General features: G+C 33.5%; 9 protein-coding genes. 4 read left to right on the top strand and 5 right to left on the bottom strand.

Annotation, left to right across the window (positions count from 1 at the left end):
- Positions 1-147 precede the first annotated feature (147 nt).
- From WA327_RS09080 to WA327_RS09070, 3 genes are all read left to right on the top strand, one after another.
- Entirely contained in the window at positions 148-3,540 is a 3,393-nt protein-coding gene (locus tag WA327_RS09080; RefSeq protein ID WP_336068882.1) for a M14 family zinc carboxypeptidase, read from the top strand.
- Positions 3,541-3,623: 83 nt separating this feature from the next.
- Positions 3,624-9,065 (top strand): LamG-like jellyroll fold domain-containing protein, encoded by a 5,442-nt coding sequence (locus tag WA327_RS09075; RefSeq protein ID WP_336068880.1) that lies wholly within the window; start codon positions 3,624-3,626, stop codon positions 9,063-9,065.
- A gap of 228 nt (positions 9,066-9,293) precedes the next feature.
- On the top strand, positions 9,294-14,678 hold the full coding sequence (locus tag WA327_RS09070) for a LamG-like jellyroll fold domain-containing protein (RefSeq protein WP_336068878.1): 5,385 nt from the start codon (positions 9,294-9,296) through the stop codon (positions 14,676-14,678).
- A gap of 61 nt (positions 14,679-14,739) precedes the next feature.
- On the opposite strand, the gene hisS is transcribed toward WA327_RS09070, so the two are convergent.
- The 5 genes from hisS to rpsF all read right to left on the bottom strand — a co-directional run bounded on the left by hisS (position 14,740) and on the right by rpsF (position 17,997).
- Complete coding sequence (gene hisS, locus WA327_RS09065; RefSeq protein WP_336068877.1) at positions 14,740-16,122, bottom strand: histidine--tRNA ligase; 1,383 nt, start codon at positions 16,120-16,122, stop codon at positions 14,740-14,742.
- Between the two features lie 185 nt (positions 16,123-16,307).
- Complete coding sequence (locus tag WA327_RS09060; protein ID WP_336068876.1) at positions 16,308-16,778, bottom strand: DUF6495 family protein; 471 nt, start codon at positions 16,776-16,778, stop codon at positions 16,308-16,310.
- A gap of 101 nt (positions 16,779-16,879) precedes the next feature.
- Complete coding sequence (gene rplI / locus WA327_RS09055) at positions 16,880-17,341, bottom strand: 50S ribosomal protein L9 (protein WP_336068875.1); 462 nt, start codon at positions 17,339-17,341, stop codon at positions 16,880-16,882.
- Between the two features lie 15 nt (positions 17,342-17,356).
- Entirely contained in the window at positions 17,357-17,653 is a 297-nt protein-coding gene (gene rpsR, locus WA327_RS09050; protein ID WP_027878687.1) for a 30S ribosomal protein S18, read from the bottom strand.
- Between the two features lie 5 nt (positions 17,654-17,658).
- Entirely contained in the window at positions 17,659-17,997 is a 339-nt protein-coding gene (gene rpsF / locus WA327_RS09045) for a 30S ribosomal protein S6 (protein ID WP_336068871.1), read from the bottom strand.
- Between the two features lie 213 nt (positions 17,998-18,210).
- Here rpsF and WA327_RS09040 point away from each other — a divergent pair, with 213 nt between their 5' ends.
- A complete protein-coding gene (locus WA327_RS09040; protein ID WP_304143488.1) occupies positions 18,211-18,906 on the top strand; it encodes a LytTR family DNA-binding domain-containing protein in 696 nt (231 codons plus the stop codon).
- The last annotated feature ends 21 nt before the right edge of the window (positions 18,907-18,927 follow it).

Genomic DNA, 18,927 nt, shown 5'->3' with positions numbered 1-18,927 from the left:
TTTGTAGGTAAATACTTCTGTTTTTAATCGGATATTATTGCATTTAATAGAAATGAAATATCCTGAATAAAATTAAAGTATTTAAAAATTGTAAATAATATAATATTGTACAACCCTAATTAATTAAAACCATACTCATACATAGTTATGAAAAAAACTAACCTACTAATTACAATTTTATTTGTATTTCTAACACAACTAATATTTGCACAAGATTCTCATAAAAGAATTAGCATTACTAATCCTTCAGAATCTACTTTATTAAAAATAGCTACCTCTGGTATAGATTTAAATTGCGGAACCAAACATTCTCATGATAATTTAATATTAGATTTAACTAATGAAGAAGTTAACCTATTAACTAATGAAAATATATCTTTTAAAGTTGTAATTGATGATTTAGAAAAGTTTTACAGTGATAGAGCAACAAAGACTAAAGCAAAAGCAAACGCAGAACTAAATGCTGAAAAGTCTGCATCAATCAATAATTCTAACACAATGCAACGTGCATCAATTTCAAGCATTGTACAAGACAATATTATACAATATATAAATTGTGACGAAATTGATTGGGCAACTCCACAAAACTTCAACTTGGGTTCTATGGGTGGATGTTTAACATTAAGTGAAATGAAATCTGAACTTGATGAGATGAGAACATATTCTGTAACAAATGGTTTAGATATTGTTTCTCAAAAATTAGACGCATCACCAACTGGACAAACCACATGGGGAAATCCTTCTGGAACTATTTCTAATAATGGATTAACATATAACGGTCAAGGAACATCAAGATGGAACCCTGAAACTATATACTATGTAAGAATTACTGGTAACGAGTCTTCAACACCAGAAAATACAAAACCTCAAATTCTTTTCACTTCTATGATTCACTCAAGAGAAGTAAGTGCTTTAATGAATAACATTTACTTTATGTGGTATTTAATTGAAAACTATAATACTAATGATGCTGTTAAAGAATTAGTTGATAATAACGAACTTTATTTTGTACCAGTTGTAAATCCTGATGGTTTAAGATGGAACGAGCACCTAAATTCTAATGGAGGCGGAATGCAACGTAAAAACTTAAGACCTAATACAGGAGGAACAACAAATACGACAACTACAAGAGGTGTAGATTTAAACAGAAACTTTGATTACTATTGGGGATATAATAATATAGGTTCTTCGGGCACTCAAACTAGTGGAACATATAGAGGACCTTCTCCTTCTTCTGAGCCAGAAACTCAGATTATGGAAGATTTTATTTTAAGTAGAAACTTTGAAACTGGAGTTTGGAATCATTCATTTGCTAACTCTGTACCTCATCCTTACGGAGGAGTACCAACTTTAAACTCAGGAAGAGAAGATGAATTTTACAGATGGCATGAAGAAATGACTCGTTACAACAGATACCTTTATGGAGCTACAATCTTTTATGAGTCTAATGGTATACCTGACGACTGGATGCTTGGTGGTGCACCAGATAACAACGGACACACAGGTTCTGGTCAAGCTATTTTAGGCACTACACCAGAACATGGTAGTGAGGGTTTTTGGCCACCACAAACATCAATTATACCTATTGCTAAAAGATCTATGCGCATTTCTTTTGGTACAGCTTATTATGGTGGTAAATATGCAAAACTACACGACTTAACACAAAGTAATATTGATAATACAACTGCTAACTTAGACTTTGGTATTGAAAGAATTGGTCAAACAGCTAGTGATTTCACTTTAACAATCACACCAATTTCATCAAATATTATTAGCATAAATGCTCCAGCAACTCAAACGGGAATAAATATTTTAGAACAAAGAAATGTTTCAGCTCAAATACAATTAGATCCTAGTATTGTTGCAAATGAAAAAATAGAATACAACGTAAAATTATCTAATGATAACGGTATTATTTACGATGTTAACTATGAAAAATACTACCAACCAACTGTACTTTTTGATCATGACCCTGATATAGATGGTATTTCTGGATGGACACAATCTGGCGGATGGACAACATCAAGTACAGATACTTACACAGGAACAAATGCTTTAAGAACAAGTAGCGGTGCTCCTTATTCTAATAATACCACAAGAACTTTAACAACCACAAATAGTTATGATTTTTCTAATTCAACATCTATAGTTGTACAATTTTACTCTAAATGGGATATTGAAAGAAACTATGATTTTGTTGAAATCTTAGGGTCTACTAACGGTGGTAGTAGCTGGCAACCTCTTTGTGGTAAATACACAAAGCCAAATGCTACAAGCAACACTACTTCTCATGATAATAAAGGAGGTACATCTAACTTCCAAGCGAACAGTATGGGACAAGTCTATGATGGAGACAGAATGGATAATTGGGTAATGGAAGAAATTGCAATAGATGCAGCAAACAACTCTTATTTATTAGGTGCAACTAACGTAAAGTTTAGATTTAACTTTAGAACAGATGGTAGTAACGTATCAGAAAATTACACAACAACATCTGATGGATTTTTTATTGATGATTTCAAAATTATTAGTATTCAAATACCTTGTCAAACAGATGTTCCTGTAAACGTATCTACATCTTCAATAACAGCTACAGAAGCTACAGTTACTTGGGATGCGATACCTTCTGCTACTTACGATTTACGTTACCGTGTTTCTGGTGCTTCAACTTGGACAGATGTACCTAACTTAACCACTAGTAGTCATACAATTACAGGATTACAACCAACAACAACTTATGAAGTAGAGGTTAGGTCTAAATGTGATACTGCTACTTCTGCTTATTCATCTACAATTAGTTTTGTTACAACTAATGTTAATTACTGTAACTCTAACGGTCAAAGCACTACTGACGAATACATAGGAAATGTAACATTAAACACAATCAATAATACATCTGGAGAAGGAACAACAGGAACAGGTTATTCTGACTTCACATATATAAGTACAGATTTAGATAAAAACTTAACACACAACATTAGTATTTCAAAAATATGGACAGGAACTCAGTATAACGAAGCAGTTTCAGTTTGGATTGATTTTAATAAAGATGGAGACTTTGAAGACGCAGGAGAAAACGTCTTTACTAGTGGAGCATCACAATCAACTCCAGTTAGCGGTAGTTTTTCTATACCAAATGATGCTTTAATTGGAAGCACAAGAATGAGAGTTTCTATGAGATACAACACTAGCCCTAATTCTTGTGGATCATTTGATTATGGAGAAGTTGAAGATTACACTGTAAATATAACTGAGCCTAGTTTAGGTAATAATGAGTTTATTCTAAATGAAATAAAAATATATCCAAATCCATTTAATGATAGTTTTAACATAAGTCTATCATCAGATTTAATTGGACAAGAATTAGAGGTTTCTATTTATGATTTAAAAGGGAGATTAATCATAAAAGAAAACCCAAGATTAAATAATTACGTAATTACCATCGATGATTTAAAATCGGTGTCAAGCGGAACTTATTTTATCAGAATTAAAGATGTTAAAACTCAACAATTAATAACTAAAAAGCTTATAAAACAATAAAAAGGAAACACCCTTTTTTAGTGTAAAAAAGTAAATGCAAATAAACTGTGATTAGCCCCAAAACTAATCCAAATCAACCTACTATGAAAACAAAACACTTAAACAAGTTATGTCTTGCTATTGCCATTTTGTTTAATTTAATTTTAAGCAATAAAGCGTTTTCGCAATGTTCATCTAACGGAAACAACACTAGTGATGAATACATTAGCCGTGTTCAATTAAATACTATTAACAACCCTTCAGGTGATGGAACAACTAGTATAGGTTATTCTAATTTTACAGGAATAAGTACTAACCTTAATCAGAACTCAAACTATACAATTACAGTGACGCCTACATGGACAGGTTCTGCTTATTCTGAAGGATACGCTGTTTGGATTGACTATAACCAGAATAATGTTTTTACAGATCCTGGTGAATTAGTTTTTTCTAATTCTCCTAGTACAGCTTCTCCTGTATCAGGAAACTTTACAGTGCCTGCAACTGCGCTAACTGGAAGTACAAGAATGCGTGTAAGCATGAAGTATAATGCTATTCCAACCTCTTGTGAATCTTTTAGCTATGGAGAAGTTGAAGATTACACTGTAAACATAATAGCTTCAACTCCTTACAACGAAATTAGTGTTACAGGTAATGCCACCAACATTAATGATGGTGATACAACACCTTCTACCGTTGATGGGACAGATTTTGGAACAGCAGATATAGCAGGAGGAACTGTTAACCAAACCTTTACAATTTCAAACTCAGGGAACATCAATTTAAACTTAACTGGTGCTTCACCATATGTTACTATTACTGGTGCAAATGCAGCAGACTTTACATTAATAGCAAACCCTTCTACTCCTATAGCTGCTGGAGGAAACACATCATTTACCATTCAATTTAACCCTAGTGCTACAGGTGTGAGAACAGCTACAGTATCTTTTGCAAATGATGACACTGATGAAAACCCTTTCAATTTCAACATACAAGGAACAGGTATCATTCCTCCTCCGTGTGGCACAACAGTATTACACAATGCAGATTTTGAATCAGGAACAGATGGATGGTTACAAGGTAATATATTAGGAAGTGATGCATATAGAACAACAAATGCCACTTGGTCATATTCAGGAAGTAGTTCTTTATTAATAAGAGATAATTCAGGAAGTAGCTCATCATTTGATTCACCTATATTTAACCTTACTCCTTACGATAAAGTTGACTTTAAGTTTTTCTTTGCTCCTAATAGTATGGATTCAACATATGATTGGTCGGGGAACAAAACATATTCTGAAGATTTCTTAATTGAGTATAGTAACGATGGTGGATTATCTTGGACAACTGTAAAGTCTTTTGAAAGTGGAGAAGTAGCTCGTAAAACAGCAGATTTTGAAACTTCAAACTCGCCTATTTTTTATGCTAGAACAGTTTCTATTTTAGCTACAGATTATACCTTTTCATTAACATCAAGGTTTAGAGTAAGATGTGACGCTAGTGATAATGATGATCAAGTATTTATTGATTTAGTTACAATTTCAGGAACTTCGTTTTGTACTCCTACAACTGGTCCTGGTGGAGTTAGCTCAAACTTAGATTTATGGCTTAGAGGAGACAAGATAAATGGTTACGGAGTAACAACTGACGGAACAAACGTAAGTACTTGGGTAGATAATGGCAAAGGAAATAATGCAACTACAGCAGTGTCTGGTCAAGAACCTGTGTATAGAAACAACGCAAACGACAACTTAAACTTTAATCCTGTTATCGAGTTTCAAAATGACCACAATACAGCTGGTGCTGACATGACGTATATAAATAATAGAGATGAATTAAGCGGTTCTTCTGGCTTTAATAGCAATGATATGTTTTTAGTGGTTATTGCAGACCCAACAGTTACTACTTCGATGCTTCCTTTAGACACTTTTACTAGCTCTGATCCATTAGGAGATAGTTATGCAGAAGATGTAACAGGTGTTGGTTTTGGTGGTTATACTCAAAGATTATCTGGAGAATACTTTACATATTGTATAGGTAGTAGTAGTGGATCTGGTCCTTACACTGGTTATGGTCGTGGTGATACATCTGGTTCAAATAACTATAATAATTTCAATATTATTAATGTAAGACAAAACTCAGGAAATACAGATATGGAAATGTATCTTAATGCAAATTCTGTCTCTACTTCTTTAAATGATATTTCGTTATACGCTCCTGTAAATAACAGAAAATATTGGCTTGGAAGAAGTCAATACTACAATGGTAGTTTTGACGGAAAAATAGCCGAAGTAATTACTTTTAACTCAAGAAAAAATGACGGAGCTTCAGAAAGAAGACGTATTGAAACCTACCTTGCTTTAAAATATGGTATTACACTTGGTGTTAATGGTACTGCTATGGATTATATAGATTCTAACGGAAATGTAGTATGGAATGCAACTACAAACTCTGGATTTAATTATGACATTGCAGGAATTTTTAGAGATGATGCTTCTAATCACGTACAAAAACAATCTAAAAGTATAAACACTTCTAGTGTAGTTACAATAGGACACGGAAATATAACTTCTACAAACTCTAACAACACATATAGTTTTGATAATGACAGAGACTATTTAATTTGGGGACACAACAATGGTGCTTTATCAGGATCTAGCGTATTATCTGTAAACTTAGGCGCGTCTTCAACTTCAGTTACTACTTTATTTGATAGACGTTGGAAAATCGTAGAAAGTGGTAATGATGTTAGAGATGTAAAAGTATCTATACCTACATCTGTACTACCAGCAAAAGCTTCGGATGAAGAATATGCCATAGTAGTTTCAAACACTTCTTCTTTTGGAACTAATGATATAGTAGACGTTATACCAATGACTGTAAACGGATCAACCTACGAAACTTGGTATGATTTTGAAAACACTAAATATTTTACTTTCGGTATTGCTTCAAGAGTGACAGGAAAGTATAATGTAGAGTTCTCTGCTGGTGACTTCCTAGTAGGAGAAGACGTTGTTAACCTAAATTCTTCTTATACAGTTTCTGCATGGGTAAGAAATTTAGGAAACGGTGGTAATTATGTTTCCAAAGGAAATGCTTACAATTTTGAAGTTAGAAGTAATGGAAGAATAAGAGCTAACATTAACGGAACTAACTATTCAGAATCTGCAACTACCATTGCAGACACCTACTGGCATCATGTTGCTTACACATATTCTGGTGGTGATTTAAGATTATATATTGATGGTGTAGAAGATGGCAATAGTCCTATTAGTGGTGTTGCTATTCCTGTTGCAACTACAGATCATTTTGCAATTGGTGTAAACTATATAGACAAGAGCACTATTAGTAATTCTTTTAATGGAGATATAGACGAAGTAAGAATCTGGGATAGAGTTTTAACTCAAAACCAAATTCAGTACTTAATGAATCAAGAACTTGAAAACCTTAGCGGTACTGTAGATGGTTTATACTTACCTCAAACTGTCACTCTTAATGAAGCAACTAGCTTACCTTGGAGCGACATGCAAGCTTATCATAATATAAATGAATTTTATGGTACTACTGTAGTAGATGGATCTGGACATAAGAATTGGGTGAGAATAAAATACCTTGTAACAGGTAAAAACATTATGGATAATCAAGCTGCTCCATTACCATATACCACAACAACAAATGGAACTTGGGATAATAACTCATCTTGGACTAATGGTGCTGAACAATATATACCTGGCTCTGCTTCTATCGTTGATCCAACGATTACTGTAGATTGGAATATTGTGGAAACATCTCATAATATTACAATGGACAATATTGGGTTACCTGCTGGTAATAACCAAAACCGTTCTGTGCTTGGTCTATTTGTAACTGCTAATGAGCTTGAATTATCTGGTGACACATCAACAAATACTGGTAATGGTTTAACAGTAACGCACTACCTTAAAATTGATGGTAAAATTGATTTAGAAGGCGAATCTCAATTAATCCAAACAACAGATAGTGATTTAGATCCAACTAGTTCTGGTAGTCTAGAGCGTGACCAACAAGGTACACGTGATTTATATACTTATAATTATTGGGCTTCTCCTGTTGGTGTGATAAATTCAACAACAAATAACAATAGTTATACTTTACCTAATGTCTTTAGAGATGGTTCTAATCCTGCTGCTCCAACTGCTATTAATTTCATTACTAATGGTTATAATGGTACTTCAGGATCACCTATTGGTATTGCAGATTATTGGATTTGGAAATACGCTAACCAATCAGGTGCTTATGCAGATTGGCAACACGTACGTAGTACAGGTTCTTTACTTCCTGGTGAAGGATTTACTATGAAAGGTATAGCAAACACGTCTGGTAACGTAACATTAGAACAAAACTATGTATACCAAGGTAAACCTAACAACGGAGATATTACTTTACCTATTACTGCAAATAATGAGTATTTAGTAGGAAACCCTTATGCTTCTGCATTAGATGCTCATCAGTTCATTATTGATAACGCTCCTACTATTCAGGGTTCTGGTGCAACAACAGGTACTTTATATTTCTGGGAACATTGGGGCGGAGGATCTCATATCCTTGCAGAATATCAAGGTGGTTATGCTACATACAACCTATCTGGTGCTACTCCTGCTGCTTCTTTAGGTACTAATGATCCATTAGTTGCTACTGGTGGTACTCCAACAAAACTTCCTGGTCGCTATATTCCTGTGGGACAAGGTTTCTTTGTAAAGAGTGAAGCTACTGGCACAATAAGATTTAACAACTCTCAACGTGTTTTTGAAAAAGAAGGTGGTGCTTCTTCTATATTTATGAAAAGCGCTAACACGAGTCAAACAACTTCAGTTTATAACTCAGATAACCGTTTAAAAATCAGACTAGGTGTTAATACTGTTAATGGTATTCACAGACAATTATTAGTCACTCAAGATTCACATGCTACTGCTGGTCACGATTGGGGTTATGATGGCGAAATCACAGAATCTCAAATGGATGATATGTACTGGATGATTGAAGGTAATAAATTTATCATTCAAGGAACTGATGTTATTGATGTAAACACAGTATTACCTATCGGTATTCATACAGACGATGCTGGAAACAACACGTTTACAATTGATGCTTTAGAAAATGTTCCGGATAACTTAGATATTTACATTTTAGATAATGCAACAAATACGTATCATGATATTAGAGCTAACGATTTTACGATTAACTTACCTGCTGGTGAATATTTAAATCGTTTCTCAATGGTGTTTAGTACAACTTCAACTTTAGGAGTTGAAGATAATATCTTAGCAGAAGATATTAATATTTACTATAATAATAGTCAAGAAAGCATTGTAATTAATAATCCGAAGTTACACAGTATCACTACGGTAAAATTATACAACATTTTATCTCAGGAAATCTTTAGTGAAACCGAGATTGAAACTTTAGATTACACTACTTTAAAAACAGGTAAATTAAATACAGGTACTTACATTATCAAAATGAAAACGGACTCTGGTGAGATTTCTAAAAAAGTCTTAATCGAATAGATAAATCTCTCATCTAAAAATAACTAAAAGCCGAAACTAACCGTTTCGGCTTTTTTTTAAACGAATACCCTGAAATACATTTAAACGATAAAAATAGTTATTTTACCGTTATTTTGTAAGTAAATTCTTTTTAAAAATACATTTCATCGAATATTTTTGCACTTAATCATTGGTTTTCATAGTTTTAGCCCATATTAATGTTAATCCTAACCCAAAACAAACCTGCTTATGAAAAATTCTACCCCAAAGAGTTTAAAAAAGCTAACATTAAAACAAGCATACACATTAGTATTATTTTTAATGTTTGTTTCATTTTCTTACGCGCAAACCTCGATTGTTGAGGTTAGTGTAAATTGGCCTAATTGGTCTTCTGAAAACAGAGTAGAAATTTACAATCCATCAAACACAATTATAGCTACAATTGATAATGGATACGACGGTTGTTGTGACGACTCTTATTCTACAACAGTATCATTAGGCTGTATTCCTGACGGAAACAACTACTATATCAGAATGTACGATACTTATGGAGATGGTTGGAATGGTGCTACTTCAAACATAACCATTACCTCTTCAGGAACTACAGTACTCACAAATTCTGGTGCAAGTGCTAGCCCATCTGGTACAACATTAAACTTTAATGTTAGTGGTGGTTGTTCTAGTTCTTGCTCGGCTATTGTTAGTAGTTTTCCCTATAACGAAGGTTTTGAATCTGGATTAGGACAATGGACACAAAGCACAACAGATAACTTTGATTGGACAAGAAACCAAAACGGAACACCTTCTAACAACACAGGACCAAATGGAGCAAACGGAGGAAACTGGTATATGTTTACTGAAGCCTCTGGTAATAGTAACAATACAACTGACTTGATTAGTCCTTGTTTTGATTTATCTGCTGCAAGTTCAGCAAATTTCTCATTTTACTATCACATGTATGGTAGCAACATGGGATCTTTAAATGTAGACTTAAGTACAAATAACGGTGTTACATTTCCTAATAATGTATTTTCGGTTACAGGACAACAACACACAAGTAATGGTTCTGCATGGAGCTTAGCTTCAATAGATTTATCTGCCTATTTAGGACAAACAGTTACGATAAGAATTTCTGGAACAATGGGTTCTAACTATAGAAGTGATATGGCTATAGATGATATTTCTTTAACAGCTGTAACTACACCTTTACCAGAAATAGCTATTGAAGGTAACGCTACTGACATTTTAAATAACGACATTACTCCTTCAACTTCTGATGATACCGATTTTGGTAGTATTAATGTAGCTGCTGGATCTGCAACACATACATTCACTATAAGAAACACTGGTTTATTAACTTTAAATCTAACTGGTGCATCGCCTTATGTGAATATTTCTGGTCCAAATGCTGGAGATTTCACATTAACTGCTACGCCTTCTAATTCAATTTCTGCAGGAAGCACAACAACTTTTGATATTACTTTTGATCCTTCTGGGAATGGTCTTAGAGGCGCAACCGTTTCTATAGCTAATAACGATTCTAACGAAGATCCTTTTACTTTCAATATCCAGGGTTACGGATTAACACCTTTATCTGAAGGTCCTGGTGGAGTAACTACAGATCTTGAATTATGGCTAAAAGCTAATGATGGTGCAGGAATATCTGACAACCAACCTTTAAGCACATGGTTTGATCAAGCCAATACAAATAATGCAACAGTGCACACAGCTGGTCAAGAACCGTCTTACAGAGACACATATGGTAAAAATGTAAATTACAATGCTGTAATTGATTTTAATAACACACCTAATTCACCTTACGAAACTAATTTAAATTACACGCCACAACAATACTTAGAAGGCTCTACAGGTTTTTATACGCAAGATATTTTTATAGTTGCTTTTCCTGAAGAAACTGTTAGTAGTTCTTACGGTGCAATGGATATGTTTTGTGGAGACGCAGATTCTAGTAATACTACAGACAAAGATGTAACAGGAATTGGTTGGGGCGGATACACCGTTAGAATGAACAACGAGGTTTTAACCTATGCCATCTCTTCTACTCCTGAGCCAAACCCTTCAGATATAAATTTAAGAGGTTATGGTGTTGCTCAAACAGGAAGTGCACCTTCTTATAATAATGTAGGAATCATCAATGCAAGAAACAACAGTAGCTCTTCTCCTAATGCACAAGAAGTATTATATAATGGTATAAGAGTTGATAATTACGAAGTAGGCTCGCCTCAATTTACTAACATCAATAATTCTAATTTCTGGATTGGAAGAAGTCAAGCTTACCGTGCTAGTTATTATGGTACAATTGCAGAAGTAATTACATTTTCTTCAAGAAAGAATAATGCTTCTGTTACAGATGAAAGAAATAGAATTGAATCTTACTTAGCTATCAAATACGGAATTACTTTAGGCGTTAATGGCACATCTAAAGATTATGCAGCATCAGATGGAACCATTATTTGGGACACTTCTGCAAATGCTGGTTATAATTATGATATTGCTGGGATTGGACGTGATGATGATTCTGATTTATACCAAAAACAATCAAAGAGTGTAAATAACAGCGCGATTGTTTCATTCTCTTTAAATAATACAGAGTTAACCAACAACCTAAATACTCAAACGTTTAACACAAGTAATGAATATCTTGTTTGGGGAAATAACGGACTAGACACCAACTCATCTGCTACTTCTATTGTTGTAAGTTTAGGACCTGCAACAGTAACAACTGTAACAGATGTTATGAACAGAATTTGGAAAATAGTTGAAACTGCTGGTGATGATGTAGGAACTGTAGAATTATCAGTTTTCGAATCTGACTTAACCGGTTTACCTCCATTAACTGGCAACGATGCTTATGTAATGCTTGTTGCTGATGATCCAACTTTTACGACAAACTTAAGAACATCGTTTTTAGACGCTTCAACTTTTAGTGGATTACCAACACGTGAAGGTACTTTTGATTTTGATGGTACTAAATACTTCACTATTGGTATTGCACATGAAGAAGTTATAGACAGACAACTTGGTTTTGACGGTATTGACAACTACACAAATATTGGTGATAGAGTTGATTTAGCAGGAAGTTTTACAGCTTCTGCTTGGGTAAAACCTGATGGCGCTAATGCTTTAGGAACAGACAAAACAATCTTAGCTAAAAATAATGGTACAGTTGGATATAAGTTATTTTTAACTAACAACAACTATCCTGCTTTTTCAGTAGGAACAAATACTGCTACAGATAGAATTGATGCTAACACACAATTGCCAGACAATATTTGGCATCATGTTGCTGTGACCTATAATGGTACAACTGCAAACCTTTACATTGATGGTGTATTAGATAATACTAAAGTAATTACAGCGTCTACACCTAACGGTTCTTCTTTAGCAATTGGTGCAGTATACATCGATAAACTTAATATTGTTGACTATTTTAAAGGTGACTTAGATGAAATTCGTATATGGGATAGCGCATTAACTATAGATCAGTTAAGATTTGTGATGAATCAAGAGTTAATACAAAACGCATCTATGGTTAATGGTGATGTTTTACCATCAACAGTAACAAAAAATGATATATCCGTAGTTAACTGGAGTAACTTATTAGCATATTATAATATGAATTCTTACATAGGAACTCACCTTAACGATGTCTCTGGAAACGGAAATAGAGGTAGTTTAGCAGAACCTTCAGAATTCAATTTAGAATATCAAACGTCTCCTCTTCCATATACAACAACAAGTAATGGAACGTGGGATAATAACTCATCTTGGACTAATGGTGCTGAGCAATATATTCCTGGTTCTGCTTCTATTGTAGATCCAACCATTACTGTAGATTGGAATATCGTGGAAACATCTCATAATATCACTATGGATAACACTAGTTTACCTACTGGCAATAACCAAAACCGTTCTGTGCTTGGTCTATTTGTAACTGCTAATGAACTTGAACTATCTGGAGATACATCTACAAATGCTGGTAATGGTTTAACAGTAACACACTATCTTAAAATCGATGGTAAAATTGATTTAGAAGGCGAATCTCAATTAATCCAAACTACTGACAGTGATTTAGATCCAACTAGCTCTGGTAGCCTAGAGCGTGACCAACAAGGTACGCGCGATTTATATACTTATAATTATTGGGCTTCACCGGTTGGTGTGATAAATTCAACAACTAATAACAATAGTTATACCTTACCTAATGTATTTAGAGATGGTAGTAATCCTGCTGCTCCAACTGCTATTAATTTTATCACTAATGGTTATAATGGTACTTCAGGATCACCTATTGGTATTGCTGATTATTGGATTTGGAAATACGCTAACCAATCAGGTGCTTATGCAGATTGGCAACACATACGTAGTACAGGTTCTTTACTTCCTGGTGAAGGGTTTACCATGAAAGGTGTAGCTAACACATCTGGTAACGTAACATTAGAACAAAACTATGCATACCAAGGTAAACCTAACAACGGAGACATTACCTTACCAATTACAATCAATAATGAATATTTAGTAGGTAACCCTTACGCATCTGCTATTGATTCACATCAATTTATAATGGATAACGCACCAACTATTGACGCTGCTGGCGCAACAACTGGTACTTTATACTTCTGGGAACATTGGGGAGGAGGATCTCATATCCTTGCTGAATATCAAGGTGGTTACGCTACTTACAACCTATCTGGTGCTACTCCTGCTGCAACCTACGGAACAAACGATCCTTTAGTTGCTACTGGTGGTACACCTTCTAAATTACCTGGTCGTTATATTCCTGTGGGACAAGGTTTCTTTGTAAAGAGTGAAGCAACTGGTACAATAAGATTTACTAATGCACAACGTGTGTTTGAAAAAGAAGGCGGCGCTTCTTCTATATTTGTTAGAAGTGCAAATACTAGCGAAACAACTTCAGTTTATAACTCAGATAACCGTTTAAAAATTAGACTTGGTGTAAATACAGTAAATGGTATCCATAGACAATTATTAGTGACTCAAGATTCCCATGCAACTGCTGGTCACGATTGGGGTTATGATGGTGAAACAACTGAAGACCAAATGGATGATATGTATTGGATGATTGAAGGCAACAAATTTATCATTCAAGGAACTGATGTGATTGATGTAAACACAGTATTACCTATCGGTATTCATACAGACGATGCTGGAAACAACACGTTTACAATCGATGCTTTAGAAAATGTTCCGGATAACTTAGATATTTACATTTTAGACAATGCAACAAGTACGTATCATGATATTAGAGCTAACGATTTTACGATTAACTTACCTGCTGGTGAATATTTAAATCGTTTCTCAATGGTTTTTAGCACAACTTCAACTTTAGGAGTTGAAGATAATATCTTAGCTGAAGAGATTAATGTGTACTATAACAACAGTCAAGAAAGCATTGTAATTAATAATCCGAAGTTACATAGTATCACTACGGTAAAATTATACAACATTTTATCTCAGGAAATCTTTAGTGAAACTGAGATTGAAACTTCAGCTTACACTACTTTAAAAACTGGTAAATTAAGTACAGGTACATATATTATTAATATGAAAACAGACTCTGGCGAGATTTCTAAAAAAGTCTTAATCGAATAGATAAATCTCTCGTCCTGACTAAACATAAAAAAAGCCGAAACTTAAGTTTCGGCTTTTTTGTTTATGATTGAATATTTTGTTTCAATTTAGAAGTCAAAGAGTCAATATCAACTTTGTTTTGCTCTCCTGTTTTCATATTTTTTAGTGCAAATAGATTGTTTTTCATTTCTTCTTCACCTACTATCACCACAAATGGAATATCTCTTTTATTAGCATAATTCATTTGCTTTTTCATTTTAGCATCATCGGGATACAACTCAGCATTCACACCATATTCTCTTAGTTTTTTTATGGCTTTCATACTAAATAATGCTTCCTTTTCACCAAAATTGATAAATAAAACTTCGGTAGATTTTGTAATCGTTTCTGGGAATAAATCTAACTCTTCTAACACTAAATAAATACGATCTAACCCAAAGCTAATACCAACTCCACTTACATCTTTCATCCCGAAGATTCCTGTTAAATCGTCGTATCTTCCGCCACCACCAATAGAGCCCATTGCTACGTTTGGAGCAGCAACTTCAAAAATAGCACCAGTGTAATAATTTAATCCACGAGCTAAAGTAACATCTAATTGTAAAATTGCCGATTTTAAACCAAGCTCAGAAATTGCTGTGTTTATAAATTGAAGTTCTTCTATTCCTTTTTTTCCTTCTTCTGAAGTACTTAAAATAGACGTCAAACTTTCTACTTGCGTTCCAAAATCTCCTGATAACGAAAATAAAGGTTGAAGTTTTTCTATACCTTCTGGACTAATTCCTTTACCAAGCATTTCTTCTTTTACCTTCTCCTCTCCTATTTTGTCAAGCTTATCTAATGCAACTGTAAAATCGATTAATTTATCGCTTGCGCCAATTACTTCTGCAATACCAGATAAAATTTTACGATTGTTGATTTTTATGGTTGCACCTTCTAATTTTAAAGCAGTAAACACATCGTCATACAATTGTACTAACTCTACTTCTTGCCATAGACTATTGCTACCAACCACATCTGCATCGCACTGATAAAACTCTCTAAAACGTCCTTTTTGTGGTCTGTCTGCACGCCAAACCGGTTGCATTTGATAACGTTTAAATGGAAATTCTATCTCGTTTTGATGCTGTACTACGTATCTTGCAAATGGTACAGTTAAATCATAACGAAGGGCTTTTTCTGAGATACTTGAAGTTAATTTATTAGAATCCTTTTCGTCATAAGCTTTTTGGTCAGCTTTAGAAAGATAATCACCACTATTCAATATTTTAAAAATCAAGCGGTCACCTTCATCACCATATTTACCCATTAAGGTGTCTGAGTTTTCAAAACTTGGTGTTTCTATTGGCATAAATCCAAAACGTTCAAATTTTGACTTTATCGTATTAAAAATATAGTTTCGTTTTGCGACTTCTTCTGGATTAAAATCTCTGGTTCCTTTTGGTATGCTTGGTTTTTGTGCCATATTAACTTTCTGCGTTTGCAGAAATTTATTTTAATGATTATTCTTTCTTATATCTCACTTCGACAAGCTCAGTGTGACAACTTGATTTAAGTCTATTTTGTTAAATGTAATAACAAAAATAGTAGTTTAGTTACAAATAACGAAAGTTAATTAATGAGATTACTGTCTAAGCAACAATGACAATTTTAGTTGATTAAATTGTTCATATACTCATACAACTCGCCTTTTGTAATCACACTTCCTTGTTGGATTAGCGCAAATTTATCAAGGTTTTTATCTTCGGTATATTCTTTTTTGGCTTGGGCAAATTCTACACTTTCATCCATTAAATTATTTCGTAACCAATTAAAACCTTCTGGTGTGGTTACATCTACATCTTCCTTCTCTATTTTTATACCTATAAGATGCATATGATCTTCGTTTAAGGCAAATAAATGGATGTTTTTTGGCGATATGTGCTCTAAATATTTTGCTGCTGTTAATACGCCTTCCCAAACCAAATCACTAAATACGTCTAGCTCTTGTTCTGCCACTTCAGGCTTTTCGGTTTTAATGGTTTGCCACTCGTCTGCTGTGATAGATTGTGTGGCTAAAAAGTTGATAAATTCTTGGTGCAATTCTTCAAATTGTTCTTTTGTTAGTCTTGCGTATTTCATTGTTTATTAGTTTCAATTTCCGCGAAAGCGGTATGATTAAAATTAAAAAAACCGTTTAGAACAAGTCCAAACGGTTTATATTTTATAGTTACTAAAAACTATTAAGCTTGTGCTACAACTTCAAATTCTATATCTGTAGACGCTTCACGGTGTAAACGTACAGTTGCAGTGTAAAGACCTAAACGTTTGATGTTACCACCAATAATAGATACGTATTTTTTATCTACTGTGTGACCTTCTTTTTCAAAAGCTTCTACTAAATCTAATTTAGTTACAGAACCAAATAATTTATCTCCTGCAGATGCACCTTCTGTAGCTTTAGCTGCTATTTTAATATCTAATTGTTTTAAAGCTTCTAACGTTTTGTTAGCCTCTTCAATAACTTTTTTATCTTTAAAAGCACGTTGCTTTAAAGTTTCGTCTAATGCTTTTTTAGCAGATTTTGTTGCTAAAATTGCTTGTCCAGTTGGGATTAAAAAGTTTCTACCATAACCGTTCTTTACCGTTACAACATCGTCTTTAAATCCTACGTTTTCAACGTCTTGTTTTAATATAAGTTCCATTGTGTTATGATAATTTTATTTTAATAAATCTGTTACGTATGGTAACAAAGCTAAGTGACGAGCTCTTTTTACAGCTACAGATACTTTTCTTTGGTATTTTAAAGAAGTACCTGTTAAACGTCTTGGTAAAATTTTACCTTGCTCGTTTACAAAGTTTAATAACCAGTCTGCATCTTTGTAATCTACATACTTAATACCAGACTTTTTAAAACGACAATACTTTTTAGTCTTGTTAGTTTCTATGTTTAAAGGAGTTAAATATCTGATCTCTCCTTCTTTTTTTCCTTTTGCTTGTTGTTCGATACTTGCCATGATGATTACGCTTTTTGTTTAAGTTTTTCTCTTCTACGTTCTGCCCATGCAACAGCGTGTTTGTCCATTGCAACAGTTAAGTAACGCATAAAACGCTCGTCACGTCTAAATTCTACTTCTAAAGGCTCGATTACTTCTCCTTCTACTTGGTACTCAAATAAGTGATAAAAACCACTTTTTTTGTTTTGAATAGGGTAAGCTAATTTTTTTAGTCCCCAATCTTCTTTAGATACCATCTTAGCTCCTCTAGAAACAAGAAAATCTTCGTATTTCTTTACTGTTTCCTTTATCTGTGTTTCAGATAAAACGGGATTTAAGATGAAAACAGTTTCATAATGATTCATAAAAATCTATTTTATTGTGTTAAAAATGAGTGCAAAAGTAATTCTTTTTCTTTAATATTACAATACTCTATTTAATATTTCTTTTTTCAAACTGTAAAACAAATATTCGAATGATTTTACATTTTTGTTAAAAAAAACATTTTACCGATGTTTTTTGGTTTTAATCCGAATTTTTTGTACTATTGTCGATAACTTAACCTAAACACTTACGCTATGATACTAAATTGTGTAGTTGTAGATGACTCGGCAATCCAAAGATTGTCTATTGTAAAACTAATTGAAGGGAACAATAACCTTAATCTAATTGCAGAATATAGCAGCGCTTTAGAAACCAAAAATGGACTAAACACACATAAGGTAGATCTTATCTTTTTAGATATTGAAATGCCAGTTCTTAATGGTTTTGAACTTCTGGACGTTTTAAATAATAAGCCTCAAATTATTTTTGTTACAGGAAAAACCGAGTATGCTTTTAAAGCTTTTAACTACGACGCTACAGATTATTTACAAAAACCAATCTCTAGAGAGCGTTTTAACCAAGCTGTTGAAAAAGCTGTAGAACAACACAAACTTAAGCAAGACTTTAGCCAAGAAGAAGGCGAGCATATTTTTGTAAAAAGCAACCTTAAAAAGCGTAAAGTTTACATTAAAGACATTAAATGGATAGAAGCTTTAGGTGATTATGTAAAATTAGTTACCGAAGATACTAGCCTTGTTGTTTTATCTACAATGAAAGCTTTTGAAAAAGAATTACCAGAAGGTAAGTTTTTAAGAATACACAAATCATACATTGTAAATCTTGATAAAATAGATAGATTTAATAGTAAGAATGTTGAAGTTGGTGCTTACGAAATACCGCTAAGTAGAAACAAAAAAACACAATTAGTTGAAGCTTTAAATAGCATATAAACTACTACTCTATTATAATAT

This window comes from Mesoflavibacter sp. CH_XMU1404-2 (genome assembly GCF_037029465.1).
Lineage (GTDB): Bacteria > Bacteroidota > Bacteroidia > Flavobacteriales > Flavobacteriaceae > Mesoflavibacter.
This window is presented reverse-complemented; position numbering and strand designations above follow the sequence as displayed.